Source organism: Streptomyces sp. NPDC059477, from assembly GCF_042749375.1.
Classification (GTDB): Bacteria; Actinomycetota; Actinomycetes; order Streptomycetales; family Streptomycetaceae; genus Streptomyces.
Map to the genome: position 1 here is coordinate 13,951 of NZ_JBHYUG010000002.1, position 25,188 is coordinate 39,138.

A 25,188-nucleotide genomic window follows, 5' to 3' on the forward strand; every position below is an offset into this window, starting at 1 on the left:
CTCCCCCCTCCCCCACCGCCCCGCCACGAGAGAGGAACCGCCCCGTGATCGTCGTCACCGGTGAAGCCCTGATCGACCTGGTACCGCAGGGCACGGGCGCCCTCGCGACCCTGCGACCCGCGCTCGGCGGCGGCCCGTACAACACCGCCGTGGCCCTCGGCCGCCTCGGCTCCCCCACCGCCTTCTGCTCCCGCACCTCGCGGGACGTCTTCGGTGAGGCCCTGCTCGACGGCCTGCGCCACTCCGGCGTGGACGTCTCCGCCGTACAACGCGGCACCGAACCCACCACCCTCGCGGTCGCCACCCTCGACCACGCCGGATCGGCCGCCTACGTCTTCTACGTCGAGGGCACCGCCGACCGGTTCTTCACCGCCCCCGCCGAACTGCCCACCGGCACCCGTGCCCTCTCCTTCGGCACCTGCTCCCTGGTCCTCGAACCGGGTGCGACCGCCTACGAGGAACTGTTGCGGACCGCCGCCGCCCAGGGCGTCTTCACGACCCTGGACCCGAACATCCGCACGATCATCATCGACGACCCGGCCGCCTACCGTGCCCGGTTCCGGAGCTGGCTGCCCTCCGTCACCCTGCTCAAGCTCTCCGAGGACGACGCCCGCTGGCTGGGTGGCACCCCGCAGGAGTGGCTGGCCGAAGGACCGGCGGCCGTGGTGGTCACCCGGGGCGGCGACGGACTGACCGTCTTCACCCGGGACGGCGAGGAGTATTCCGTCCCCGGTGAGAAGGTCGAGGTCGTCGACACCATCGGCGCCGGCGACACCGTCAACGCCGCCCTGCTGCACGGCCTCGCCCAGCGGGACGCCCTGTCCGCCCCCGCCCTCGCCGCCCTCGGCCGTGACGGCTGGACCCGCCTCCTCCGCTTCGCCGCCCGCGCAGCGGCGATCACCTGCTCCCGAGCGGGCGCGGAACCGCCGCACGCGTCAGAGGTGGGGCAGGTCTAGAGACGCCTCAGCGGCATCGGGCTCGGCCCTGACTCCCGTCCTGCCCCTTGCCCCCCCCTGCCCCCTGCCCCCTGCCCCCTGCCCCCTGCCCGAGCCTCACCGGCAGCCGGGCATCTGGCTCACGTCCCCCGCGCTTCACCGCTCACCCACTAACCGCCCGCAACACCCCCGGCGTCCGCCCGTTCAGACGGTCGAGGGCCGTTGCCGTCGCCTCGTCGGCCGGGAGGTGGACCAGGAGGCGCTGGCCGTCGTCCGGCAGGGCGAGGGTCTCGAACGACAGTCGCAGCCGGCCCACGTCGGGGTGGTCGACGAGGTCGATGCCGGAGCGGACGGGCAGCTTCGGCACGGCGGCGAGCCGCTCGGTGAACGCCGCTCCCGCGGTGACCGTCAGCTCGTCCGCCAGCGACTTCAGGTGGGGGTCGTGGAGAGGCACCTCACACCGCAGATGGGCGATCTGCTCGTCGGCGAACCGCTCCCAGCCGGGGAACACGGCACGGGCCCGGTCGTCGGTGAACACCCACCGCATCACATTCGGCGGGCGGCCCTCCAGCAGTCCGAGCGGACCGGCGAGCCGCGCGAAGCCCTCGGTGTGGGCCACGATGTCGCCCAGCCAGTTGAGCAGGACGGCCGACGTGGGCTCCAGGCGGTCGAGAAGCACCCGCACCGTGGGGCGCACGGTGAGCGCGGGTGGCCGCCGGGCCGCGCAATGGATCTTGTCGGCGCCGGACTCCTTGGCCATCCGGTAGAGCAGCTCCCGGTCGGGACGGCTCATCAGCAGGGCGTCGGCCAGGGCGCCGAGCACCTGGGACGAGGGGTTGCTGTCCCGTCCCTGTTCGAGCCGGGTGAGGTACTCGACGCTGATGTCGGCGAGGGTCGCCAGCTCGGCCCGGCGCAGTCCCGGTGTGCGTCGGCGTGCGCCCGTGGGCAGCCCCACCTGGGCCGGCGTGACGGCCTCACGTCGGGTGCGCAGGAAGGTTCCCAGTGGGGTATCGCTCACCCTTTGAACGTACAGCGCGGTCCGGCGTCAAGGGTGTCCCTGCCACTACCACCCTCGGCGCGGTCTCCCTCCGGCCGCCGACCTGACCGAGGGTGGGGGACATGACTGACGACGACCGCTCCGGTTCACTGACCGCCACCGCCCTGCCTCTGTCGCCCGGGGACTGGACGCTCGATCCGGGCGCCTCGGCCGTCACCTTCTCCGTCCGCAAGATCGGGATCATCAAGGTGCACGGACGGTTCACCGAGGTGCGGGCCGAGCTGCGGATCGGTGAGACGGCCGAGGAGTCCCGGGTGGGTGCCGAGATCGCCCTGGCCTCGTTCCACACGGGGAACGCCAAGCGGGACACCCACACCCGCTCCGCCGATCTGCTCGATGTGGAGAAGCGCCCCACCATGGCCTTCCGCTCGACGGCCGTCTCCGGCGCTGGTGAGGACTGGACGATGGCCGGGGACGTGACCATCGGGGACGTGACCCGCCCGGTGTCGTTCGCCGTTTCCTTCGGCGGGGTGTCGCACTCCTCCGCGGATCGCAGGAGGCGGGCCGCTTTCACGGCGACGGGAGAGATCCGGCGCAAGGACTTCGGGCTGACCTTCCTGCCGGGAGTCATCGGTGCAGTTGTCAAGGTGCGGTTGGACATGCACTTCGTCGAGCCGCAGGGCCACGGCGGCTGAACTGCTGTGACAACGGGCGGCGCCCCGCGGGGAGTTCCCGCCGGACGCCGCCCGCGCCTCTATCACCGGATCGAGTGACAACCCTCTTCGGCACCCCGCCTGGCACCGTGCCCGGGAGCCCTCACCGACGCCGCACAACCCGCCAACACGACTCCGCATCGCACTGCACCAAACCAAACCGAGCCGCACCGCACCGCACCGAGGAGCCGACACGGCACGGAGGAGATCCCCCCGTCCGGCCGGTCGGCCCACGTCACCCCACCCTCGACCCGCTCACGCCTTCCGCGCCCGTGTCGTCTTCTTCGCGGGCGCCGTCTTCTTGGTGACGTCCGCCGCCTTCTTCGACGCCGTGTTGTTGGCGGTCCCGGCCGCCTTGGCCGTGGCGGTCTTCTTCGCCGGGGCCTTGGCCGCGACGGTCTTCTTGACCGCCGCCCGGCGCGGGGCCTTCACCGGGGAAGCGTCGCTGATCCGGTCCGCGCCGAGGACCTCCCGCAGGAACTTGCCGGTGTGGCTGGTCGAGACCCCGGCCACCAGCTCGGGCGTGCCCTCGGCGACCACGACACCGCCGCCGGCGCCGCCCTCGGGGCCCATGTCGACGACCCAGTCGGCGGTCTTGATCACATCGAGGTTGTGCTCGATGACGATGACCGTGTTGCCCTTGTCGACCAGGCCGGAGAGCACCTTCAGCAGCTTGCTGATGTCCTCGAAGTGCAGACCGGTGGTCGGTTCGTCCAGGACATAGACCGTGCGGCCGGTGGAGCGCTTCTGCAACTCGCTGGCGAGCTTCACCCGCTGTGCCTCACCACCGGACAGGGTGGTCGCCGACTGGCCGAGGCGGACATAGCCGAGCCCGACCTCATGCAGCGTCCTGAGGTGGCGGGAGATCGCGGGGACGGCCTCGAAGAAGTCCAGGGCCTCCTCGATCGGCATGTTCAGGACCTCGGCGATGGACTTGCCCTTGTAGTGGACGTCCAGCGTCTCCCGGTTGTACCGGGCACCGTGGCAGACCTCGCACGGGACGTAGACGTCCGGCAGGAAGTTCATCTCGATCTTGATGGTGCCGTCGCCCGCGCAGTTCTCGCAGCGACCGCCCTTGACGTTGAAGGAGAAACGGCCCGGCAGGTAGCCGCGCACCTTCGCCTCGGTGGTCTCCGCGAACAGCTTGCGGACATGGTCGAAGACACCGGTGTACGTCGCCGGGTTCGAACGCGGGGTGCGGCCGATGGGCGACTGGTCGACATGCACGACCTTGTCCACGAGGTCGTCGCCCTCCACGCGCGTGTGCCGCCCGGGGACGCTCCGCGCGCCGTTCAGCTCGCGGGCCAGGTGCGTGTAGAGGATGTCGTTGACCAGCGTCGACTTGCCGGAGCCGGACACGCCCGTGACCGCCGTGAAGACACCCAGCGGGAAGGACACGTCGATGTCCTGGAGGTTGTTCTCCCGGGCGCCGAACACCGTGAGCTGCCGGGACGGGTCGTGCGGGCGGCGGATGTCGGGCAGCGGGATGGCCTTCTTGCCCGCCAGGTACTGCCCGGTCTGCGACTCCTCGTTGGCGAGCAGCCCCTTCAGCGAGCCGCTGTGCACGACCTTGCCGCCGTGCTCGCCCGCGCCGGGGCCGATGTCGACGATCCAGTCGGCGACCTTGATGGTGTCCTCGTCGTGCTCGACGACGATCAGCGTGTTGCCCATGTCACGCAGCCGGACCAGCGTCTCGATCAGCCGGTGGTTGTCGCGCTGGTGCAGGCCGATGGACGGCTCGTCCAGGACGTAGAGCACGCCGACCAGCCCGGAGCCGATCTGGGTGGCCAGCCGGATGCGCTGGGCCTCGCCGCCGGAGAGGGTGCCCGCCGCGCGGTTGAGCGACAGATAGTCGAGGCCGACGTCGACCAGGAACCGCAGCCGTTCGTTGACCTCCTTCAGCACTCGCTCGGCGATCTTCTTGTCCCGGGCGTTGAGCTTCAGCTCGCCCAGGAACTCCGCGCAGTCGCTGATCGACATCGCGGAGACCTCGGCGATGGACTTCCCCATGACCGTGACGGCGAGGACGATCGGCTTCAGGCGGGTGCCCTGGCAGGTGGGGCAGGGCACCTCGCGCATATAGCCCTCGAAGCGCTCCCGGCTGGCGTCGGACTCGGCCTCGCTGTGCCGCCTCTTGACGAAGGGCACGGCGCCCTCGAAGGGCGTGGTGTACACGCGCTCGCGGCCGTACCGGTTGCGGTAGCGGACCTCGATCTGGGTCTTGTGGCCGTACAGCAGGGCCTTCCTGGCGCGCTGGGGCAGTCCCGCGAAGGGGATGTCCGTACGGAATCCCAGCGCGTCCGCGAGGGCGCCGATCAGCCGGCCGAAGTAGTCCTTGGTGTGTCCGTGCGACCACGGGTGGATCGCGCCCTCGTCCAGGCTCTTGTCCTCGTCGGGGACGATCAGCTCGGGGTCGACCTCCATGCGCGTGCCGATACCGGTGCAGTCCGGGCAGGCGCCGAAGGGCGAGTTGAAGGAGAAGGAGCGGGGCTCCAGCTCCTCGAAGGACAGGTCGTCGTACGGGCAGTACAGGTGCTCGGAGAACATCCGCTCGCGCTCGGGGTCGTCCTCGGGGAGATCCACGAAGTCGAGCACGATCATGCCGCCGGACAGCCCGAGGGCGGTCTCCACGGAGTCGGTGAGCCGGCGCTTGGCGGAGTCCTTGACCGTGAGGCGGTCGACGACCACCTCGATGGTGTGCTTCTCCTGCTTCTTCAGCGTCGGCGGCTCGGAGAGCTGGATGGTCTCGCCGTCCACCCGCGCGCGGGAGTAGCCCTTGGTCTGGAGGTCGGCGAAGAGGTCGACGAACTCGCCCTTGCGCTCGCGCACCAGCGGCGACAGCACCTGGAACCGGCTGCCCTCGGGCAGCTCCAGCACCCTGTCCACGATGGCCTGCGGCGACTGGCGCGAGATCGGACGGCCGCACTCGGGGCAGTGCGGCTTGCCGATGCGCGCGAAGAGCAGCCGCAGATAGTCGTAGACCTCGGTGATGGTGCCGACCGTCGAGCGCGGGTTGCGCGAGGTCGACTTCTGGTCGATGGAGACCGCCGGGGACAGACCCTCGATGAAGTCGACGTCCGGCTTGTCCATCTGGCCGAGGAACTGGCGGGCGTACGAGGAGAGCGACTCCACGTAGCGGCGCTGGCCCTCGGCGAAGATGGTGTCGAAGGCCAGGGAGGACTTGCCCGACCCGGACAGGCCCGTGAAGACGATGAGCGAGTCACGAGGCAGATCGAGCGAGACGTTCTTCAGGTTGTGCTCGCGCGCGCCACGGACGATGAGACGGTCGGCCACGCCGGTCCGCACCTTTCTTGAGAGAAGTGACAGGGGCGGGGCCCCCGTGCTTTCTCAGCCTAGGGGGAGCCACTGACAACGCCGGTCGGATCCCCGAGTCGCATAACAATCCCCGACTCTCCAGCATGCCCGACGCCACCGACGACCATATAGCACGTGCATTCGATTTATGGCCTCGGACAGCCGCCTTCACCCGAAGGAGTGGCGGGGCTAGGGTCGGCCCCATGACTGATCACGTGCGTGACCTGGCCTCTGTACGGGACGCGACGGAGCGGCTGCTGACCGCCATCGCCAAGCTGGACAACGCCGCCGTCGGCGAAGCGTCACGGCTGCCCGGCTGGACCCGCGGCCACGTCCTCGCCCATCTCGCCCGCAACGCGGACGCCCTCACGAATGTCTGGGAGGAGCGCCCCATGTACGTCTCGGGCGAGGCCCGGGACACCGACATCGCGCGGGACGCACCCCGCCCGCTCGACGTCCAGCTCGCCGACGTCCGCGACACCGCGGCCCGCTTCGAGGCCGCCGCGGCGGCCACCGCGGACTGGTCCCGCACGGTCGAGCTGCGCAACGGGGTCACCGACTCCGCGTCCCGGGTGCCGTTCCGGCGCTGGGCCGAGATGGAGCTGCACCACGTGGACCTCGGCATCGGCTACGAGCTGGAGGACATGCCGGAGGAGTTCACCGAGCGCGAGATCGACTTCCTGGCCGACCGTTTCTCGGGCCATCCGGATGTGCCCCCGACCCGGCTGACCGACGGCACGCGCGCGTGGAGCACGGGCCGGGTCGCCGACGGGCCCGGGATCACCGTCACCGGCACCCCGGCCGACCTGGTCGGCTGGCTCGCGGGCCGCCGCGAGGGCGCCGCCCTGACGGTGACGGGCGGCCCTCTGCCGACCCTGCCGCCGCTCTAGGGCCCGTGCCCGACGCCCCCTCCGATGCGGACGCCCAGCGCCCTAGACTGGCCGCCATGACGTACAGCGGACAGGTGACGGTCGGTGGCCCGGCGGACGTGCACGAGCTGAAGGACCTGATGATCACCAAGATCGCGGTCGGTCCGATGGACAACAACGCCTATCTGCTGCGCTGCCGTGCCACGGACGCGCAACTGCTGATCGACGCGGCGAACGACGCCGGCACCCTGCTCGGCACGATCGGTGACGACGGCATCGCGTCCGTCGTCACCACCCACCAGCACGGCGACCACTGGCAGGGGCTCGCCGAGATCGTGGCCGCCACGGGCGCCAGGACGTACGCGGGCCGCGACGACGCCGAGGGCATCCCGGTGCCCACGGACGTCCTGGTCGACGACGGCGACACGATCACCGTCGGCCGCGTGACTCTGACCGCGCGCCATCTGGTCGGCCACACTCCCGGCTCGATCGCCCTCGTCTACGACGACCCGCACGGGCATCCCCATGTGTTCACCGGCGACTGCCTCTTCCCGGGCGGCGTGGGCAACACCCGGAAGAATCCCGAGGCGTTCGCCAGTCTGCTCCACGACGTGGAGACGAAGATCTTCGACGTGCTCCCGGACGAGACCTGGGTCTACCCCGGCCACGGCAACGACACCACGCTCGGCGCCGAACGTCCCCACCTGCCGGAGTGGCACGCGCGCGGGTGGTGATTCTCCCCCAGGGGCGGGGGAATCCCCGCCCCCGCAGGGCCGCGTACAACCGCCGGGCAGCCCGTACCCTCACCGGGCACACGGCACCCCGTCCACGCGCAGCCGAACACCGACCACGCGCGCGGACGCCCCGCCGCGCACGGCATACGCCCCCCCCTGGGCCGCATACGCCTGCTTGGGCCACGTACGGCTCCCCACGCGCGCGTGCGCCCAAGTCAGCCGCGCGCAAGGCTCACCCGGGCGCGCAAGCGTCATCACACGCCCCGTGTGAATTCCGCGCACGCACCGAAGTCGAACGTACGCTCCCGGTGCACATCCTTGCGGGGTCAACTGGAAAGCAGCCCCGCGCTGGATGACGGCTCCGGCGCGGTACGGGCCGCCGGTCCATCGAATCCCCGCCCCCGACCGGCGGCCCCGGCCTGCCGCGACACGCCGGGGAACTACGGAAGCACCCGGCGACACGCCGAGGTACAGGGCGGAGCGACGCGCCTATGCGGCGCCTACCAGCGCCGCGACCCGCTCCACGCCGAACACATACCCCTGTACCCCGCACCCCGCGATCACCCCGTCCGCCCGCTGCGAGACGTAGGAGTGGTGCCGGAACGCCTCCCGCTGATGGATGTTGGAGATGTGCACCTCCACCACCGGCAGGCCGTCGCAGGCGTTGAGCGCGTCCAGGATCGCGACGGAGGTGTGCGAGTAGGCGGCGGGGTTGATCACGATCCCGCAGTGGTTCAATCGCGCTTCCTGGATCCAGTCGACGAGTTGGCCCTCGTGATTGGACTGGCGGAAGTCCACCGTGCCGCCGAGCGCCGCCGCGGCCTTGACGCACCGGGCCTCGACATCGGCCAGCGTGTCCGAGCCGTAGATCTCCGGCTGGCGCTGACCGAGCAGGTTCAGATTGGGGCCGTTGAGGATCATGATCGGGGCGTTGGCCAGGCTGCGGGGCACGGTTCCTCCGGTCCGTTCGCGGGATGTCGCGGGGATGCGGTCACCGGGACCGCCGTCGGGACCGGTTTATCACGGTGCGCCGGCCGGACGGCCCTCGTACGCTCGCGGGATGATCACACCCGCCACACCGCTGATCACTCCCGCCAAGCCGGTTCCGGGTGACCGCGTCGCCGTCATCTCCCCGTCCGCCGGTCTGCCCGCCCTCTTTCCGCTCCCCTTCGAGCTGGGCCTGAAGCGCCTGCGGGAGGACTTCGGCCTCGAACCGGTCGAGTACCCGGCGACCCGGCGCATGGGCTCGACCCCCGGGGAGCGCGCCGCGGACATCCACGCCGCCTTCGCGGACCCGGACATCAAGGCGGTCATCACGTCGATCGGCGGGGACGACCAGATCACCGTACTGCCGCTGCTCGACCGGGAGTTGATCAGGGCGAACCCCAAGCCGTTCTTCGGTATGAGCGACAACACCAATCTGCTCGCCTTCCTGCATACGAGCGGGATCGTCGGCTATCACGGCGGCACGCTGATGACCGTGCTGGGCCGCCCCGGCGCCCTGCACCCGCAGTCCGCCGAGTCCCTGCGGGCCGCTCTGTTCACCGCGGGCGAGTACGAGGTGCGCCCGGCCGAGCGGTGGGGGGACGTCAACCGTGACTGGGCGGATGCGGCGACCTTCGCGTCCGAGCCGGAGACCCGGCCCGGCACCGGCTGGACCTGGGTGAACGCCGATCGGGTGGCGGAGGGCCGCAGTTGGGGCGGCTGTCTGGAGATCGTCGGCCGGCTGCTGATGGCGGACCGCGAGATCGCCCGCGACCTCTCCCGGTACGACGGCGGGGTGCTGTTCCTGGAGACCTCGGAAGAGATGCCGAGCGCCGAGGAAGTCTTCCGCGTCCTGCGCAACATGGGCGAGCGCGGCCTGCTGCACCGTTTCTCCGCCCTCCTCATGGGCCGCCCCAAGACCTGGTCCTTCGAGCGATCCCTCGGCCCCGAGGAGGGCGCGCGGTACGCCGCCCGGTAGCGCGAGGCGGTCCTGCGCGCGATGCGCCGGTACGCCCCCACCGCCACGATCGTCTTCGACGTCGATCTCGGCCACACCGACCCGCAGTTCGTCATCCCGTACGGCGGGACGGTCCGCGTCGACGGCCCCGCCCGGCGCGTCGTCGTCACGTACTGAGCGCGCGTCGTCGGCGGGGCGGGTGCCGAGCGCGTCACCGGCCGTGCTCCGCGCTGTACGCACCTCCGCGCGCCCCCGTAACCCGTGATCACCGTGGGTAGTTGACGCGGCATGCACGATGTACACACCGTAAAGAAACCCAGCATGCTGCGGCTCGCGATGGCCTCGCTCGCCGGGACGGCCATCGAGTTCTACGACTTCTTCGTCTACGGGACCGCGGCGGCGCTGGTCCTCGGGCCGCTGTTCTTCCCCACGTTCTCGCCGCTCGCGGGGACGCTGGCCGCCTTCGCGACGTTCGCCGTGGGTTTTGTCGCCCGGCCACTGGGATCGGTGCTGTTCGGGCACATCGGGGACCGGCGCGGACGGCGGCCGGTCCTGGTGATGTCGCTGCTGCTGACCGGCGCCTCGACCGTCGCCGTCGGCTGCCTGCCCACGTACGGCAGCATCGGGATGGCCGCGCCCCTGCTGCTGGTGGGGCTGCGGTTCGTCCAGGGGCTCGGGCTCGGCGGCGAGTGGGGCGGTGCCGTGCTGCTGACCGCCGAGCACGCGCCCGCGGACCGCCGCGGGCTGTGGTCGAGCTTTCCGCAGATGGGACCGCCGCTGGGCTTTCTGCTGGCCAACGGGGTGATGCTCCTGCTGTCGGCGACGCTGTCGGACGCGCAGTTCGCGGCCTGGGGGTGGCGGATCCCGTTCTGGGCGGCCGGGGTGCTGGCGCTCGCGGGGCTGTGGCTGCGCTCGTCGCTCACAGAGAGCCCACAGTTCCTCGAACTCGACGAGCACGCGCGCATGCCGCTCGCCGAGGTGGTGCGCGACCACTGGCGGCTCGTCCTGCTCACCGCCGGGGCGCTCGCCATCGGGTACGCGATCTTCTACGCGGTGACCACCTGGTCCCTCGCCTACGCGACGGAACGGCTGGGTGTGAGCCGTACCGTCATGCTGACCTGCATCATGGCCGCGGTCGTGGTCAAGGGCTCGCTGACGCCGGTGGCGGCCCTGCTCGGCGACCGCTACGGGCGACGGCCGCTGTGTCTGATCGGGTGCACGGCGGCGGCGTTGTGGATGTTCCCCATGGTCGCGCTGCTGGCGACCGGTGCCCCGCTGCTGATGTTCCTCGGGTTCCTGGGCGCGATGCTCGCGTTCATCACGATGTTCGCGGTGATCGCCGCGTATCTGCCGGAGCTGTACGAGCCTCGGGTGCGCTGCACGGGCGCCGCCGTGGGCTACAACCTCGGTGGCGTGGTCGGCGGCGCGCTCACCCCGATCGTGGCGACCGCCCTCGCCGAGCAGGGCGGCCGGGTGCCGTGGGGCGTGGGCGCGTATCTGACCGGCATCGCCCTCCTCAGCCTCGCGTGCTTCGCCCTGCTGCCGGACACCCGCCCGGCGCCGGTACCGGCCGCGCAGCCGGTGTCTGGGTGAGGTGAGGGCCCGGGCCGGAGGACATACGAAGGGGGTGCCGGAAACACCGGCACCCCCTTCGCCGTACGGCCGCACTGGATCACGTACGGCGCACTGGCTCACGTACGACCACGCGGGATCACGTACGACCGCTTGCGACCGTCTACGCCCCTACGGATTCATCGCCAGCACCAGATACGCCGCGAACAGCACCAGGTGTACGCCGCCCTGGAGGGGTGTGGCTCGGCCTGGCACCACGGTCAGCGAGCTGACCACGACTGTCAGGGCGAGCAGCACCATATGGGTCGAGCTGAGGCCGAGGACGAGCGGGCCGGAGAGCCAGATCGAGGCGAGGGCGACGGCGGGGATGGTCAGGCCGATGCTGGCCATGGCGGAGCCGAGGGCGAGATTGAGACTGGTCTGCACCCGGTCGCGGCGGGCGGCGCGCAGCGCGGCGATGGTCTCGGGGAGCAGCACCAGCAGCGCGATGATCACACCGACGACGGCCTGCGGCAGCCCGGCGCCCTCCACGCCCGATTCGATGGTCGGCGACACGCCCTTGGCGAGGCCGACCACCCCGACCAGTGCCAGGCCCAGCAGACCGAGGCTGAGGAACGCGGTGCGGGAGGACGGCGCGTCGGCGTGGTCGTCGGCGGTGATCACTTCACCGGCATGGGTGATCGGCAGGAAGTAGTCGCGATGTCGTACGGTCTGGGTCGCCACGAACAGTCCGTACAGGACCAGGGACGAAACCGCCGCGAAGGCCAGTTGGACCCCGGAGAACTCCGGTCCCGGCTTGCTGGTGGTGAACGTCGGCAGCACCAGGCTGAGGGTGGCCAGGGTGGCGACGGTCGCGAGGGCGGCGCCGGTGCCCTCGGGGTTGAAGACGGCCGTGCCGTGCCGCAGCGAGCCCACCAGCAGACACAGACCCACTATGCCGTTGCAGGTGATCATCACGGCGGCGAAGACGGTGTCACGGGCCAGGCTGGAGCTCTTGTCACCGCCGTCGATCATCAGTGTGACGATCAGGGCGACCTCGATGATCGTGACGGCCACGGCCAGCACGAGGGAGCCGAAGGGCTCGCCGACCCGGTGGGCGACCACCTCGGCGTGGTGCACGGCGGCCAGTACGGATCCGGCGAGCACGACGGTGACCACCGCGACGACCCCGCCGGGCAGATCGCGTCCCCAGGTGAAGATCAGCAGGATGATCGCGAGCAGAGGCACCACGAACGTCCACTGCCTCATCAGCGACCCGAGCCGAGCGATCATGCTGCGATCGTCCCAGAGGGCCTCGGGCTTCGCACTCCGGTGCGCGTCGCCCCCGTGCGGCGTTTCGTCGGTCGTGCGACGGGCCTTCCGGTCGGCCGCCCGGGTGTCCGGTCTGTCCTGCGGTCGCTGCTGCACATAGCCTCCCCTGCGTCTCGAACGGCGAGAGGAAGCGATCGGGCCGGTGGTGCGAGGGTTCGGCCGTCACCGGGCCCGGCGGGTGGCTGCCACCCCGGACCCCAACCGGCCTTGCGGGGCCGGCCCCTTCATCTCCTCCTGCGCTCGAACTGATGCGGATCTAGCGGAACTAGCGGATCTGACGGATCTGACGTTTTGACGGATCCGGCGGGATTGACGGATCCGGCGGGATTGACGGATCCGGCGGGATTGACGGATCCGGGGGACCCGCTCGCACCGACGCGGATCCATCGGTTCACGTGCCGGGGCGGCGGTCGGCTGGTCGCCGATCGCCGTCCCGGTGGTGATGCGTTCTCTTTGTGTACGACGCCCTCAGCCGTCCTTGCGACGGCCGAGGCGTCCTCGGGCTACGCCGTGCTCAGGCGTCGATGCTGTTCTTCGGGGCGTCCGGGCCGCCGCCCTGCTCCGCCTCGGCCGCCGCCTTCTTCTTGGAGGCGATGAGGCTGGTGATCGTGGTGACGATCAGCACGGAGCAGATCACGCCGAGGGAGACCGGGATGCTGATCTCGGGGACATGGACCCCCGACTCGTGCAGTGCGTGCAGCACCAGCTTGACGCCGATGAAGCCCAGGATGATCGACAGGCCGTAGCTGAGGTGGACCAGCTTCTTCAGCAGTCCGCCGATGAGGAAGTACAGCTGCCGCAGACCCATGAGGGCGAAGGCGTTGGCGGTGAAGACGATGTACGGGTCCTGGGTCAGACCGAAGATCGCCGGGATGGAGTCGAGGGCGAACAGCACGTCGGTGCTGCCGATGGCCAGCATGACGACCAGCATCGGCGTCATGACGCGCTTGCCGTTCTCCTGGATCCACAGCTTGGTGCCGTGGTACCGGTCGGCGACGCCGAACCTGCGCTCGGCGGCCTTCAGGAGCTTGTTCTCCTCGAAGTCCTCGTCCTCCTCATCCGCGCGGGCCTCCTGGATGAGCTTCCAGGCGGTCCAGATCAGGAAGGCGCCGAAGATGTAGAACACCCACGAGAAGCTGGCGATGATCGCGGCACCGGCGACGATGAACACCGTGCGCAGCACCAGGGCGATGAGCACACCGATCAGCAGAACCCGCTGCTGGTACTGGGACGGCACCGCGAACTTCGCCATGATCAGCACGAAGACGAACAGGTTGTCGACGCTCAGTGATTTCTCGGTGATATAGCCGGCGAAGAACTCGCCGCCGGGCTCGCCGCCGCCGAAGATGAGCAGGCCGATACCGAACAGGCCGGCGAGCACGATCCAGACGATCGTCCAGATTCCGGCTTCTTTGATGGACACGTCATGGGGCTTGCGCCCGATGAAGAAGTCCACGGAAATGAGGGCCGCAAGGCCCACGACGGTCAGGACCCAAAGGGTCACGGAAACTTCCACTGCGCCTCCGGCAGTACGTAACGGCAAACAGTCAGTCAGCGTCGTCGCTGCCGGAGGTCTCTTCCACCCGGTCCTTCCCTGCGCGTGTCGCGCACGGAAGCCGCGGGCCGACGCCCCGGGATCTGGCCTGATCCGTATTGACGGGTACGTCGCAGTTGGCAGGGAGTACTCCCCTCCGTGCCGATAACCATACCCCAATACCCAAGGGAAGGTAAAGGGTTGGGTAAAGAGAGTATAAAATTGCCTGGTCAGGCGACTTTTACCACGCCTTGAACAAAGAAGAGAGCGGGTCTCGGACGGCGGGTAGGAAGGTCAGCGGCGCCAGGCGCGACGGGCATCGGCGACCTGAGCGAGGACCTGCTGGAGCACCTGGCTGCCGGTCGGCGTCAGCGGCGGCTCGTACGTCCACGCATGCCCCACCCAAGGGTCGGCCAGATGGTCGTCGGGCACCGGGGTCAGTCGCAGAAGCGAACGCCACAGCGGGTCCAGGAGCGGTCCGTAGCCCGCGGCGTCCTCGCGGTCGGCGACCATCATCAGATGGACGCCCACGGCCGGGCCCTCGTCCGCGAGATAGCGCAGCTGGGTCACCGCCCGGTCGTCGAAGCCGTGCGGGAAGTCATGGACCACCAGCAGCTGCTGGGCGGTGTCGAAGCCGGGCGGGAGCGCGTCGGACGCGCCGCCGCGGATCGCCATCTGCACCAGGTCGACCCGCTGGGTGAGCCGGGCGAGGGTCTCGGTGACACCGGCCGCGCCGTGCGCCGGCGGGGCGGCGAGCACACCGGTGCGCACCAGCGGGTCGAGTGCCTGGGCGCCGGAGCCGGCCGGGTCGATCACCTGCACGGTGAACTCGCCCGGCGGATGCGCCGCGAGCAGCCGGGCCGTGTGCGACACGGCGGTCTCCATCGCCAGCCGGCGCAGATCGTGGGCGTCGGTGAACGAGCCGTCGAGCGATCCGGCCCGGCCGGCGTCCACCCAGATCCCGCGCTCCAGCGGCAGCCGGGCGAGCAGCGGGATGCGCAGCTGGGCGCTCTCGGGCAGATGGAGATCCCCCAGCCGCATCGCCATGGGCATCTCCATCGGGACACGGTAGGCGTGCCAGACGGGGTTGTCCCAGCGGGCGTAGGCGGCGGGCAGGGCGGGCTCGACGACCTCGGACTCGGCCGCGAGCTGGGCGACGTCCCGGTCCAGGGACTGCCGGGCCTGGTCGACGAGTTGGTCGTGCTTGGCGCGGGCGGCCTCGCGCGCGGCATCGCCCTGGCCCCCTATGCGGCTGCGCGGGTCGGACAGGACCTGGTCGAGTTCCTTCTCCATCCGGGACTCGGCGAAATCGACGGCGCTGCGGTACGAGGCGGTGGTGCGGGCCAGGTCCTCGAACATGCCCCACACCTGGTTGTAGAGCCGTTCCTCCATGGACCAGCCGGTGGCGTCGCCCGCGACGGGCCGGGCGGGGCCGCCGCCGGGCGGGGCGGAGGGCGCGGTGGGCGGGGGCGGCGGTGGAGCGGCGGTGCGGCGGCGCGGGTGGCTGTAGTCGATCGGGCCGCCGGTGGGCGCCGACGGCTGGGTGAGGGCCGACGGGTCGCCCGTGGGCGGGGGCGGGGGCGCGGGGTAGCCGGGCCGGGTCGGTGCAGGGCCCGGGGAGGTGCCGTAGGGCGAGCCGGGCTGGTCCGGGCGGGGCGCGGGGGCCGCCGCCTGGCGGGTGCGGTCGGCGTCCTGGGTGCGGGGCGGCGGGGCGGCCACGGAGCGGGCGACGCCCGAGGCCACCGCGTCGTTGATCGTGGTCGCGAGCAGGCGGGCCTGTGGCAGGCCCTGGTCGGTGAGGAGCTCGGCGAGGCCGCCCGCGTAGCCCTGGCCGACCGCGCGCACCTTCCAGGCGCCCTGGCGCCGGTACAGCTCCAGGGCGACGACGGCGGACTCGGCGTCCAGGCCGGTGATGGTGTAGCTGGCGACCTCCGTGCCGTCGAGGCCGGTGACCGCGACGAAGGGGGCGGCGACCGCGCCGAAGGAGAGCGGGCCGCCGACGCCGACCGGCAGGGCGAGCAGCACACTGAGCCGGTGCGCGGTGTCCGGCAGGGCGTCCAGGTCCACCGCGAGCCGGTGGTCCGCCGCCGCCTGCCGGGAGACCTCCAGGCCGGGCAGAGTGGGTGCGCCCGGGTGGGCCACCCACTCCACTCCGCGGACCCTGCCGTCGGCGTCACCGATCGCGGCCACGGCCACGATCGGTTTTCCGGCCGAGACCCGGATCTCCAGACGGGCCTTGGAGAGCGGGTGGTTCTGCCCCCGCACCAGCTCGGCCGTCATCGCGTCAGTCCCCCTGTGTCGCTGCTCGGTGTGGTGTGCCGCCCGCCGACGGCGGTGTGCCCGTGGTCCTACAGGTGCGGCAGGATGGCCGGCATCAGGTCCTGGAAGGTACGGCCGTTGGCGGGCGTGCCGACGGCGGTCATCGTCCAGTTCGCGCCTGTGCGGTGGACCTTGGCCATGATCTGGGCGGTGTAGGCGCCGCCGCCGGCCAGCGTGTAGCGGGCCAGTTCCTGGCCGTTGGTCTCGTCCACGATGCGGCAGAACGCGTTCTGCACCTCCTGGAACGTCTGCCCGGTGAAGGAGTTCACGGTGAAGACGATCTGGTCGATGTGGACCGGCACGCGCGACAGGTCGACGAGGATCGCCTCGTCGTCGCCGCCCTGGCCGACGCCGCCGACGAGGTTGTCGCCGGTGTGCCGCACCGAACCGTCGTCGCTCACCAGGTGGCGGAAGAAGACGACGTCGACCGGCTGCTTGTCCGCGAACAGCACCGCGGAGGCGTCCAGGTCGATCTCCCGGGTGCGCGAGCCGAACAGGCCGCGCCGGGGGGCCGCCTGCCAGCCGAGACCCATGCGCACCGCGGTCAGGCTGCCGCCGTCGTTCTTCTGAAGGCTGATGGCCTGACCCTTGGTCATGTTGACGGTCACGCGCTGATTCCCCTCTTTGAAAGCTGTCCCCTGTTCCCGCGAAATCGCGGTGGCACGAACCCTACGCAGGGGCACTGACAGTGACGTACCCCGGTGGGGACTTTGTGTCGGTCTTGCAACACAGGGCGTCCGGTGGCCGATCGCGGTGTCCGCGCGCGTGCCGGTCCCGGGGCGTGGACCGGCACGCGAGGCGGGTCTCAGCTCAGACCCGCCTCCTTCATCTGGCGCAACTCCTTCTTCATCTCCGACACCTCGTCGCGCAGCCGGGCGGCGATCTCGAACTGGAGGTCGGCGGCTGCGGCACGCATGCGTGCGGTCAGTTCCTCGATCTGGTCGGCGAGGTCGGCGGCGGGCCGGTCGGTCGGCACCGTCTCCTTGGTCCTGCCCTTCGCGGCCCGGCCCGGTGCGGCGGCCTTGGCGGCCGTGCCCGCCCGGCCGAGGGAGGGCACGGGGGCCTTGGTGCCCCGGCCGTCCTTGGCCGCTCTGCGGTAGCCGGAGCCGAGCAGTTGCTCGGTGTCGACGTCCTCGCGGGCGATCCGGGCGACGATGTCGTTGATCTTCTTGCGCAGCGGCTGGGGGTCGATGCCGTTGGCCTTGTTGAAGGCGACCTGCTTCTCCCGGCGGCGGTTGGTCTCCTCGATGGCCTTCTCCATCGCCGGGGTGATCTTGTCGGCGTACATATGGACCTGGCCGGAGACATTGCGCGCCGCGCGGCCGATGGTCTGGATCAGGGAGGTGCCGGAGCGCAGGAAGCCTTCCTTGTCGGCGTCGAGGATCGCCACCAGGGAGACCTCGGGCAGGTCGAGGCCCTCGCGCAGCAGGTTGATGCCGACCAGGACGTCGAACTCGCCGGCGCGCAGCTCGCGCAGCAGCTCGACCCGGCGCAGGGTGTCGACGTCGCTGTGGAGATAGCGCACGTGGATGCCCAGCTCCAGGAAGTAGGCCGTGAGGTCTTCGGCCATCTTCTTGGTGAGGGTGGTGACCAGGACGCGTTCGTCCTTGTCCACGCGCTTGCGGATCTCGTGCACCAGGTCGTCGATCTGGCCCTCGGTGGGCTTGACGACGACCTCGGGGTCGACGAGGCCGGTGGGACGGATGATCTGCTCGACGACGCCGTCGGAGCGGGACAGCTCGTACTTCCCGGGGGTGGCCGACAGATACACGGTCTGGTCGACGCGCTTTTGGAACTCCTCCCATTTCAGCGGGCGGTTGTCCAGCGCGGAGGGCAGCCGGAAGCCGTGGTCGACCAGGGTGCGTTTGCGGGAGGCGTCGCCCTCGTACATGGCGCCGATCTGCGGGACGGTGACATGCGACTCGTCGATGACCAGGAGGAAGTCCTCCGGGAAGTAGTCCAGCAGCGTGTTCGGCGGGGAGCCGGGCTCGCGGCCGTCGAAGTGCATCGAGTAGTTCTCCACACCGGAGCAGCTGCCGATCTGGCGGAGCATCTCGATGTCGTACGTGGTGCGCATGCGCAGCCGCTGGGCCTCCAGGAGCTTGCCCTGCTTCTCCAGCTCGGCGAGGCGCTCCACCAGCTCCTTCTCGATGTCGTTGACGGCCCGCTCCATGCGCTCGGGACCGGCGACGTAGTGGGAGGCCGGGAAGACGTACAGCTGCTCGTCGTCGCTGATGATCTCGCCGGTGACGGGGTGGAGCGTGGACAGGGCCTCGATCTCGTCGCCGAACATCTCGATGCGGACGGCCAGCTCCTCGTAGACCGGGAAGATCTCGATGGTGTCGCCGCGGACCCGGAAGGTGCCGCGAGTGAAGGCCATGTCGTTGCGGGTGTACTGGATGTCGACGAAGCGGCGCAGCAGCTGGTCGCGGTCCATCTCCGCGCCGACCTTCAGCGGGACCATGCGGTCCACGTACTCCTGCGGCGTGCCCAGGCCGTAGATGCAGGAGACCGAGGCGACCACCACGACATCGCGGCGGGTGAGCAGCGAGTTGGTCGCGGAGTGGCGCAGCCGCTCGACCTCCTCGTTGATCGAGGAGTCCTTCTCGATGTAGGTGTCCGACTGCGGGACGTACGCCTCGGGCTGGTAGTAGTCGTAGTACGAGACGAAGTATTCGACCGCGTTGTTCGGCAGCAGTTCGCGGAATTCGTTGGCCAGCTGGGCGGCCAGTGTTTTGTTCGGCGCCATGACCAGGGTGGGGCGCTGGAGCTTCTCGATCATCCACGCCGTGGTGGCGGACTTGCCGGTGCCGGTGGCGCCGAGCAGGACGACGTCCTTCTCGCCGGCTTCGATGCGCCGGGCGAGGTCGGCGATGGCCGTCGGCTGGTCGCCGTTGGGCTGGTAGGGGCTGATGACCTCGATGGGCGCCACCGAGCGTTCGATCTGGGAAACGGGCCGCATGGGTTCCACCGTACGACCCACCACTGACAACCGGGGGACTTCGCCGAGTCCAGTGGCTTTGACCTGGGGTTTTGCCGGGGTGTGGGTGCGGCGGGTCAGGAGCGCCGACCGGCCGGGGCGGCGTCGGGCGCGGTTTCCCGGTCGCGGCGGGGGCGCAGGACGAGGCGGCGGGTCTGGCGGGGCAGCACGGGCGTGTGGGCGGGGACGCCGGGCCGGGGCTCGGGGCGGGGCGGGGCGGGCTTGCCGAGGGCCAGCAGCGGGTCGAAGACCACGACCGCGGCGGCCAGGCACAGGAAGGCCAGCGGGCCGATCAGCATGGGTGCCAGCAGTGCGGCGGCCGACTCCCCGCCGGCCGGGGCGGAGGTGCCGTGCAGCCGGACGCTGAGGGCGGCCATGCCCGTGTAGTGCATGCCGGTGACGGCGAGGCCCATGATCAGGCCGGCGGTCACGCTCCACAGGAAGCCCCGGACCTGCCCGGCGGCCCACAGGGCGGCGGTGGCGGCGACCATCGCTATCAGGACCGACGCGGCGACGGTGGCGGTGTCGTACAGGAACGTGCCTTCCAGGTGCATGCCGGCCATGCCCAGGTAGTGCATGGTGGCGATGCCCAGCCCGGTGACGGTGCCGCCGGTGAACAGGGCGGCGCCCTTGGCGCCCTTGTAGCCGACGATGAAGATCCCGACGCCGACCATGACGATGGCGACGGCGAGGCTCGCGAAGGTGATCGGCTTGTCGTAGTGGATCGGCGCCTCCCGCACCGTGAAGCCCATCATCGCGATGAAGTGCATGGTCCAGATGCCGGAGCCGATCGCGGCGGAGCCGAGGGCGAGCCATCCGGGGCGCCAGGAGCGGGAGACGAGCACGGCTCTGGAGGTGCAGCGCAGTCCGAGGGCGCCGCCCAGGCAGGCCATGAGATAGGCCACCAGCGGTGTGACCAGGCCGTAGCTGAATCCGTCGACCGTGCCGTGCATGCGCGGCTGCCCTTCCGCCCTGTGCGTCCCGCGATTCTGTGACGTGCGCCCCCTCCCCGGACCGACCCGCCGGTCAGGGTTGACGCAGAGAGTATGACTCCCGCCGGAACACTCGAACGACTTTCCTGCAAAGACACACGACCTCGCCCCATTTGTGTGGCTCACGTGTGAGGACCTTGCGCAGATGCGTCCATGTGCAGATTCCGTCCATTTGCAGATTCCGTGGCCGTCGCCCATGGGCACCGGCCAGGAATGACCGGCTGGCGAGGGGCAGCTCCCCTGGCCGTCGCTTGGGGAGCCGGGCGTGGTGCGGGAGGCGACCGGTGGGGCGGCGTTGTCAGTGGTGGGTCGTACCGTGGGCTCATGAACAGCGATGGGCAGTACGAGCAGCGGGTCGTGTGGGCGGTGGTCGGAAGCGACATCGGCCCGCTGATGCTGGCCGCCACCCCGGAGGGCCTGGTCAACGTCGTGTTCCACGCCACGGACCCGGTGCGCGACCGGGCACTGGAGCGGCTCGCGGCCCGGCTGGGCACCGAGCCCGTGGAGGCGCCCGGCTCCCCGCTGCTGGCCGAGCCGATACGCCAGCTCACGGCGTATTTCGCGGGCGGGCGCAAGGACTTCGAGCTGCCCCTGGACTGGTCGCTGATCTCCGGCTTCAACCGGCAGGTGCTGCGCGAGCTGGCCGCCGGGGTGGCGTACGGATCGGTCGTGGGCTACGGCGATCTGGCCGGCCGGGTCGGTCAGCCCGGTGCCGCCCAGGCGGTCGGGGTGGCGATGGGCGCCAATCCGCTGCCCGTGGTGGTGCCCTGCCACCGGGTCGTCGAGAGCGACGGCGGGATCGGCGGGTTCGGGGGCGGCCTGGAGACCAAGCGGAAGCTGCTCGCCCTGGAGGGCGTGCTTCCCCAGCCGCTGTTCTGAGCCCGCTCCGGTCGCTGTCGCAGGCCGGCGAGGGCGCTCTCGTGAGCCTGTGAGGGCGCTCGTTGCGCCTGCGAGGGCGCCCTCGCAGGCCGCACCGGGCCGCTCCCGCAAGCCGCGAGCCGCCCCTGTGCGGCACCGTCCCCGACCGCGCGCGGGAGCCCGTTGGGTGGCAGGGCCACGCCCCCGGTAGCAGACTCGTTGGTGCGCACAGCCGCTGACATCCGACTGGCTTCCGGGAAGGCACGGGGCCGAAGGGACGGCGATCAGGCATGAGCGGAAACAGGGCAGTGGCGTATCTCAAGCCGGGCACGGTGGAGGTAAGGACCATCGACTATCCCGGACTGGAACTTCAGGACGGGCCAGGGGTCGCCCCAGCGAATGTCGGCCGTAAGTGCCGGCACGGGGTGATCCTCAAAGTGCTCGCCAGCAATATCTGCGGAAGCGATCAGCACATGGTGCGCGGGCGGACGACCGCGCCCGAGGGGCTGGTCCTGGGGCACGAGATCACCGGGGAGGTGGTCGAGCGAGGTCCGGACGTCGAGTTCATCGACGTCGGGGACGTCGTGTCGGTGCCGTTCAACATCGCCTGCGGCCGGTGCCGCAACTGCAAGGAGGGCGACACCGGTATCTGTCTGAACGTCAACCCGGCCCGGCCGGGCGCCGCCTACGGCTATGTCGACATGGGCGGCTGGGTCGGCGGACAGGCCGAGTACGTCATGGTGCCGTACGCCGACTTCAATGTGCTGCGGTTCCCGGACCCGGACGAGGCACGCGAGAAGCTCCTCGATCTCACGATGCTCTCGGACATCTTCCCGACCGGCTTCCACGGCGCGGTCACCGCGGGCGCGGGCGTCGGCTCGACGGTCTACGTCGCCGGGGCGGGGCCCGTGGGCCTGGCGGCGGCGGCCTCGGCGCAGCTGCTCGGCGCGGCGGTCGTCATCGTCGGGGACCTCAACACGGAACGGCTCGCGCAGGCGCGCAGCTTCGGCTGCGAGACCGTCGACGTGTCACAGGGCGACCTCGGTGAGCAGATCGCGCAGATCATCGGGGAGCCGGAGGTGGACGCGTCCGTCGACGCGGTGGGCTTCGAGGCCCGTGCCAACGCGCCGGACGCCCAGGAGGCGCCCGCGACGGTCCTCAACTCGCTGATGGGCGTCACCCGCGCGGGAGGCGCCCTGGGCATTCCGGGCCTGTATGTCACCGACGACCCCGGCGGGGTCGACGCGGACGCGAAGTCCGGAACGCTGAAGGTACGGCTGGGCCTCGGCTGGGCCAAGAGCCACCGCTTCAGCACCGGTCAGTGCCCGGTGATGCGCTACCACCGGGGCCTGGCGCAGGCGATCCTGCACGGGCGTGTGCACATCGCGAAGGCGGTCAACGCCACGGTGATCGGCCTGGAGGACGCGCCGCGCGGCTACGCCGAGTTCGACCAGGGCGCGAGCCGCAAGTACGTGCTCGATCCGCACGGGGCGCTGGCGGGCGTACAGCCGGTGTGAGAGTGGTACTGAACGGCACGGGAGCGATTCCCGTGCCGTTCGGTCGGCGGTCCTGTGATCCGCTGTCGGGGGCGCTCCGGGTTTCTGGGCAGGCTCGGGCCCCGGCCTGCCGGTCAGTCGTAGTGCCGGGCCTCGATGACGTTTCCGTCCGGGTCGCGGAAGTAGAAGCTGCGGCGGGCCGGGCCACGGGCGCCGTAGGAGTCGTGGGAGAGGTCGGACAGGGGGATCTCGTGGTCCCGCAGCCGGGTGTGGAGGGCGTCGAAGCCGGCCTGCGGGAGGGCGATGCAGACGTGGTTGACGGGGTGGCCCGCGCTCTGTGCGGCGCCGGGCAGCATCGTCATGCGCTCGGCCATGGTGAGCGGCATCAGGTCGATGATGGATTCCTCGTTGAGCCGCACGGAGGGGAACGGAACCTGGCCCGCCGCGAATTCGGCGAGCCGCAGGGGCTCAAGGCCGGCCGTCCGCTCGTAGAAGCCCGCCGCGGCGATCGGATCGCGCACCCAGAGGACCACATGGTCGAGACGTGTCAGGTTGTCCGTCATACCTCCAGCCTGGTGGGCCGCCGGACGGGCCGCAAAGGGTTTGACGGCGGGTGGCGCCCGCCAGAGATGAGGCAGGACGACTGACAGGAGGCAGCTGTGACGCCGGTGGTGTCCGAAGAGGTACGGGAGGCCGTAGAGGCGGGGCGTCCCGTGGTGGCCCTGGAGTCGACGATCATCGCGCACGGGCTGCCCCGGCCGCGCAATCTGCGGGTGGCGGAGGAACTGGAGGCGGTCGTACGGCAGCAGGGGGCCGTACCGGCGACGATCGCCGTGCTGGACGGGCGGCCGTGTGTCGGTCTCGACAAGGCGCAGCTCGTGCGGATCGCCACCGAGGACGGGATCCGCAAGCTGGGCCACCGGGATCTGCCGCTCGCGGTGGCGGCCGGGGCGAGCGGTGCCACAACGGTGTCGGCGACGGCGCTGCTGGCGGCGCGGGCGGGCGTACGGGTGTTCGCGACGGGCGGGCTCGGCGGGGTGCACCGGGAGTGGACGGTGACGCTGGACGAGTCGGCGGACCTGGGGCTGCTCGCGCGGACCCGGATCACGGTGGTGTGCGCGGGCGTCAAGTCGATCCTCGACGTCCCGGCGACCTTGCAGCGGCTGGAGACGCTCGGCGTGACGGTCGCCGGATACGGAACGGACCGCTTCCCCGGGTTCTATCTCGCCGACTCCGGTCATCCGGTGGACTGGAGGCTCGACACGCCGGGTCAGGTGGCGGACGTCATGCGGGCGCAGGACGCGCTCGGCGGGCCGGCATCGGCGCTGATCGTCGCCCAGCCGGTGCCGGAGGAGGATCAGCTGGATCCCGCGCTGCACGCGCGCGTGCTGGCCGACGCGTTGCGCGCGTGCGAGACGCGGGGCGTCACCGGTCAGGGCGTCACACCGTTCCTTCTGGACTACCTGGTGCGGCACACCGACGGTGCCTCCCTGGCGGCCAACCTGGCGGCGGTACGGGGGAATGTGCGGCTGGCCGCGGAGATCGCCGGGGTCTGGGCCGAGGCGGAGTGAAGGACGCCGGTGCGGGCCCCGCGGGCACGCGCGGGGCGCTGCTCGTCATCGGGGACGTCATCACCGATGTCGTCGCCCGGCATCGCGGGCCGCTCGCGGCCGGTACCGACACGGGCGCGGCGATCCGGACGGTGCCCGGTGGCGCGGGCGCCAATGTGGCCTGCTGGGCGGCGCATTGGGGCTGTGCGGACGTACGGCTGCTCGGGCGGGTCGGCGCGGACACGGCCGGCTGGCATGAGCGGGAACTGGCGGCGAGCGGCGTACGGCCTCTGCTGGTGGTCGATCCGGGGGCGCCGACCGGGACGGTGATCTGCCTCGTCGACGCGGGCGCGGCGGCCGAGCGGACGTTCCTGACCGACAGCGGGGCGTCGTTGCGGATCGGTCCCGGCGACTGGTCGGACGCCCTGCTCGACGGGGTCGTACGGCTGCATCTGTCGGGGTATCTGCTGTTCTCGGAGTCGGGCCGGGCGCTGGCGGGCGTGGCGCTGGCGGCGGCGCGTGAGCGGGGTGTGCCGGTGAGTCTGGATCCGGCGTCCGTGGGGTTTCTGCGGGAGTTGGGCGTCGCCCGGTTCCTGTCGCTGGTCGCGGGGCTCGATGTGCTGCTGCCGAGCAGTGCGGAGGCGGTTCTGCTGACGGGGCGGTCCGACGCGGCAAAGGCGGCGGCCGAGTTGAGCCGGCGGGTGCCGCTGGTGGTCGCCAAGCATGGGGCGCGGGGTGCGCTGGTGGCATGGGAGGGGGCGGTTCGCGCGCGCGGACCGGCGGGTCCGGTGTCGCCCCACAACACGACCGGCGCCGGGGACGCCTTCACGGGGGCCTTCCTCGCGGCGCTGGTCGCGGGGGCCGGGGTCGAGGAGGCGGCGGCGCAGGGGTGCCGGGCGGGGGCGGCGGCGGTGGAACGGGTGGGAGGCAGGCCGGTGGGGACGGGGCGCCGCGGAGGCCGGGAGGCGGGGAATCGGCCGTCTGACGGGGGCTTGTGAAGGAGCCCTCCGCTTTCCTGCGCATCGGGGCAGGGCAGTGGCTGGAACGGCGTGCACCGGGTCGACGCTCTGC

At 71.0% G+C, this 25,188-nt stretch carries 19 protein-coding genes and 1 pseudogene; 10 read left to right on the top strand and 10 right to left on the bottom strand.

The window, feature by feature from the left end; genetic code table 11:
- Positions 1-44 precede the first annotated feature (44 nt).
- On the top strand, positions 45-956 hold the full coding sequence (locus tag ACFXAZ_RS01220) for a carbohydrate kinase (protein ID WP_384583162.1): 912 nt from the start codon (positions 45-47) through the stop codon (positions 954-956).
- A 142-nt stretch (positions 957-1,098) separates the two neighbouring features.
- Here the strand turns inward: ACFXAZ_RS01220 and ACFXAZ_RS01225 are convergent, their stop codons facing one another.
- On the bottom strand, positions 1,099-1,953 hold the full coding sequence (locus ACFXAZ_RS01225; protein WP_384583165.1) for a helix-turn-helix domain-containing protein: 855 nt from the start codon (positions 1,951-1,953) through the stop codon (positions 1,099-1,101).
- A gap of 101 nt (positions 1,954-2,054) precedes the next feature.
- Between ACFXAZ_RS01225 and ACFXAZ_RS01230 the strand changes: the two genes are divergently transcribed.
- Positions 2,055-2,627: a YceI family protein gene (locus ACFXAZ_RS01230; protein ID WP_384583168.1), complete on the top strand. Its 573-nt coding sequence runs from the start codon at positions 2,055-2,057 to the stop codon at positions 2,625-2,627.
- A 273-nt stretch (positions 2,628-2,900) separates the two neighbouring features.
- Here ACFXAZ_RS01230 and uvrA read toward each other — a convergent pair whose 3' ends face one another.
- On the bottom strand, positions 2,901-5,939 hold the full coding sequence (gene uvrA / locus ACFXAZ_RS01235; RefSeq protein WP_384583171.1) for an excinuclease ABC subunit UvrA: 3,039 nt from the start codon (positions 5,937-5,939) through the stop codon (positions 2,901-2,903).
- A 224-nt stretch (positions 5,940-6,163) separates the two neighbouring features.
- Between uvrA and ACFXAZ_RS01240 the strand changes: the two genes are divergently transcribed.
- Positions 6,164-6,850: a maleylpyruvate isomerase family mycothiol-dependent enzyme gene (locus tag ACFXAZ_RS01240; RefSeq protein ID WP_384583174.1), complete on the top strand. Its 687-nt coding sequence runs from the start codon at positions 6,164-6,166 to the stop codon at positions 6,848-6,850.
- Positions 6,851-6,906: 56 nt separating this feature from the next.
- On the top strand, positions 6,907-7,563 hold the full coding sequence (locus tag ACFXAZ_RS01245) for an MBL fold metallo-hydrolase (RefSeq protein WP_384583177.1): 657 nt from the start codon (positions 6,907-6,909) through the stop codon (positions 7,561-7,563).
- Between the two features lie 489 nt (positions 7,564-8,052).
- Here ACFXAZ_RS01245 and aroQ read toward each other — a convergent pair whose 3' ends face one another.
- The gene (gene aroQ, locus ACFXAZ_RS01250) at positions 8,053-8,514 is read right to left on the bottom strand and encodes a type II 3-dehydroquinate dehydratase (RefSeq protein WP_384583180.1); all 462 of its coding nucleotides are present in this window, start codon (positions 8,512-8,514) and stop codon (positions 8,053-8,055) included.
- Between the two features lie 109 nt (positions 8,515-8,623).
- On the opposite strand from aroQ, the pseudogene ACFXAZ_RS01255 reads away from it, so the two are divergent.
- Both ACFXAZ_RS01255 and ACFXAZ_RS01260 read left to right on the top strand, forming a co-directional pair.
- Positions 8,624-9,682 (top strand): annotated as a pseudogene (locus ACFXAZ_RS01255) (S66 peptidase family protein).
- A gap of 144 nt (positions 9,683-9,826) precedes the next feature.
- Complete coding sequence (locus tag ACFXAZ_RS01260) at positions 9,827-11,098, top strand: MFS transporter (protein ID WP_384583183.1); 1,272 nt, start codon at positions 9,827-9,829, stop codon at positions 11,096-11,098.
- A gap of 150 nt (positions 11,099-11,248) precedes the next feature.
- Here ACFXAZ_RS01260 and ACFXAZ_RS01265 read toward each other — a convergent pair whose 3' ends face one another.
- From ACFXAZ_RS01265 to ACFXAZ_RS01290, 6 genes are all read right to left on the bottom strand, one after another.
- The gene (locus ACFXAZ_RS01265) at positions 11,249-12,349 is read right to left on the bottom strand and encodes a calcium:proton antiporter (RefSeq protein WP_384583186.1); all 1,101 of its coding nucleotides are present in this window, start codon (positions 12,347-12,349) and stop codon (positions 11,249-11,251) included.
- A 553-nt stretch (positions 12,350-12,902) separates the two neighbouring features.
- Entirely contained in the window at positions 12,903-13,904 is a 1,002-nt protein-coding gene (locus ACFXAZ_RS01270; RefSeq protein ID WP_384583189.1) for a TerC/Alx family metal homeostasis membrane protein, read from the bottom strand.
- A 312-nt stretch (positions 13,905-14,216) separates the two neighbouring features.
- Positions 14,217-16,202, bottom strand: a complete 1,986-nt coding sequence (locus tag ACFXAZ_RS01275) for a TerD family protein (protein ID WP_384583192.1) — start codon at positions 16,200-16,202, stop codon at positions 14,217-14,219.
- Between the two features lie 68 nt (positions 16,203-16,270).
- Positions 16,271-16,849: a TerD family protein gene (locus tag ACFXAZ_RS01280; protein ID WP_384583195.1), complete on the bottom strand. Its 579-nt coding sequence runs from the start codon at positions 16,847-16,849 to the stop codon at positions 16,271-16,273.
- Between the two features lie 197 nt (positions 16,850-17,046).
- On the bottom strand, positions 17,047-19,203 hold the full coding sequence (uvrB, locus tag ACFXAZ_RS01285; RefSeq protein WP_384583198.1) for an excinuclease ABC subunit UvrB: 2,157 nt from the start codon (positions 19,201-19,203) through the stop codon (positions 17,047-17,049).
- A 95-nt stretch (positions 19,204-19,298) separates the two neighbouring features.
- Complete coding sequence (locus ACFXAZ_RS01290; RefSeq protein WP_384583201.1) at positions 19,299-20,174, bottom strand: MHYT domain-containing protein; 876 nt, start codon at positions 20,172-20,174, stop codon at positions 19,299-19,301.
- Between the two features lie 363 nt (positions 20,175-20,537).
- Here ACFXAZ_RS01290 and ACFXAZ_RS01295 point away from each other — a divergent pair, with 363 nt between their 5' ends.
- Together ACFXAZ_RS01295 and fdhA are read left to right on the top strand one after the other, a co-directional pair.
- Complete coding sequence (locus ACFXAZ_RS01295; RefSeq protein ID WP_384583204.1) at positions 20,538-21,092, top strand: methylated-DNA--[protein]-cysteine S-methyltransferase; 555 nt, start codon at positions 20,538-20,540, stop codon at positions 21,090-21,092.
- 269 nt (positions 21,093-21,361) lie between these two features.
- Positions 21,362-22,588: a formaldehyde dehydrogenase, glutathione-independent gene (gene fdhA, locus ACFXAZ_RS01300; protein ID WP_384583207.1), complete on the top strand. Its 1,227-nt coding sequence runs from the start codon at positions 21,362-21,364 to the stop codon at positions 22,586-22,588.
- A 113-nt stretch (positions 22,589-22,701) separates the two neighbouring features.
- On the opposite strand, the gene ACFXAZ_RS01305 is transcribed toward fdhA, so the two are convergent.
- Entirely contained in the window at positions 22,702-23,130 is a 429-nt protein-coding gene (locus ACFXAZ_RS01305; RefSeq protein WP_384583210.1) for a VOC family protein, read from the bottom strand.
- Positions 23,131-23,226: 96 nt separating this feature from the next.
- On the opposite strand from ACFXAZ_RS01305, the gene ACFXAZ_RS01310 reads away from it, so the two are divergent.
- Positions 23,227-24,138, top strand: coding sequence for a pseudouridine-5'-phosphate glycosidase (locus tag ACFXAZ_RS01310; protein WP_384583213.1), 912 nt, complete (start codon positions 23,227-23,229; stop codon positions 24,136-24,138).
- Positions 24,135-25,115, top strand: a complete 981-nt coding sequence (locus ACFXAZ_RS01315; protein WP_384583216.1) for a carbohydrate kinase family protein — start codon at positions 24,135-24,137, stop codon at positions 25,113-25,115. Before ACFXAZ_RS01310 ends, ACFXAZ_RS01315 begins: the two co-directional genes overlap by 4 nt.
- Positions 25,116-25,188: the final 73 nt, after the last annotated feature.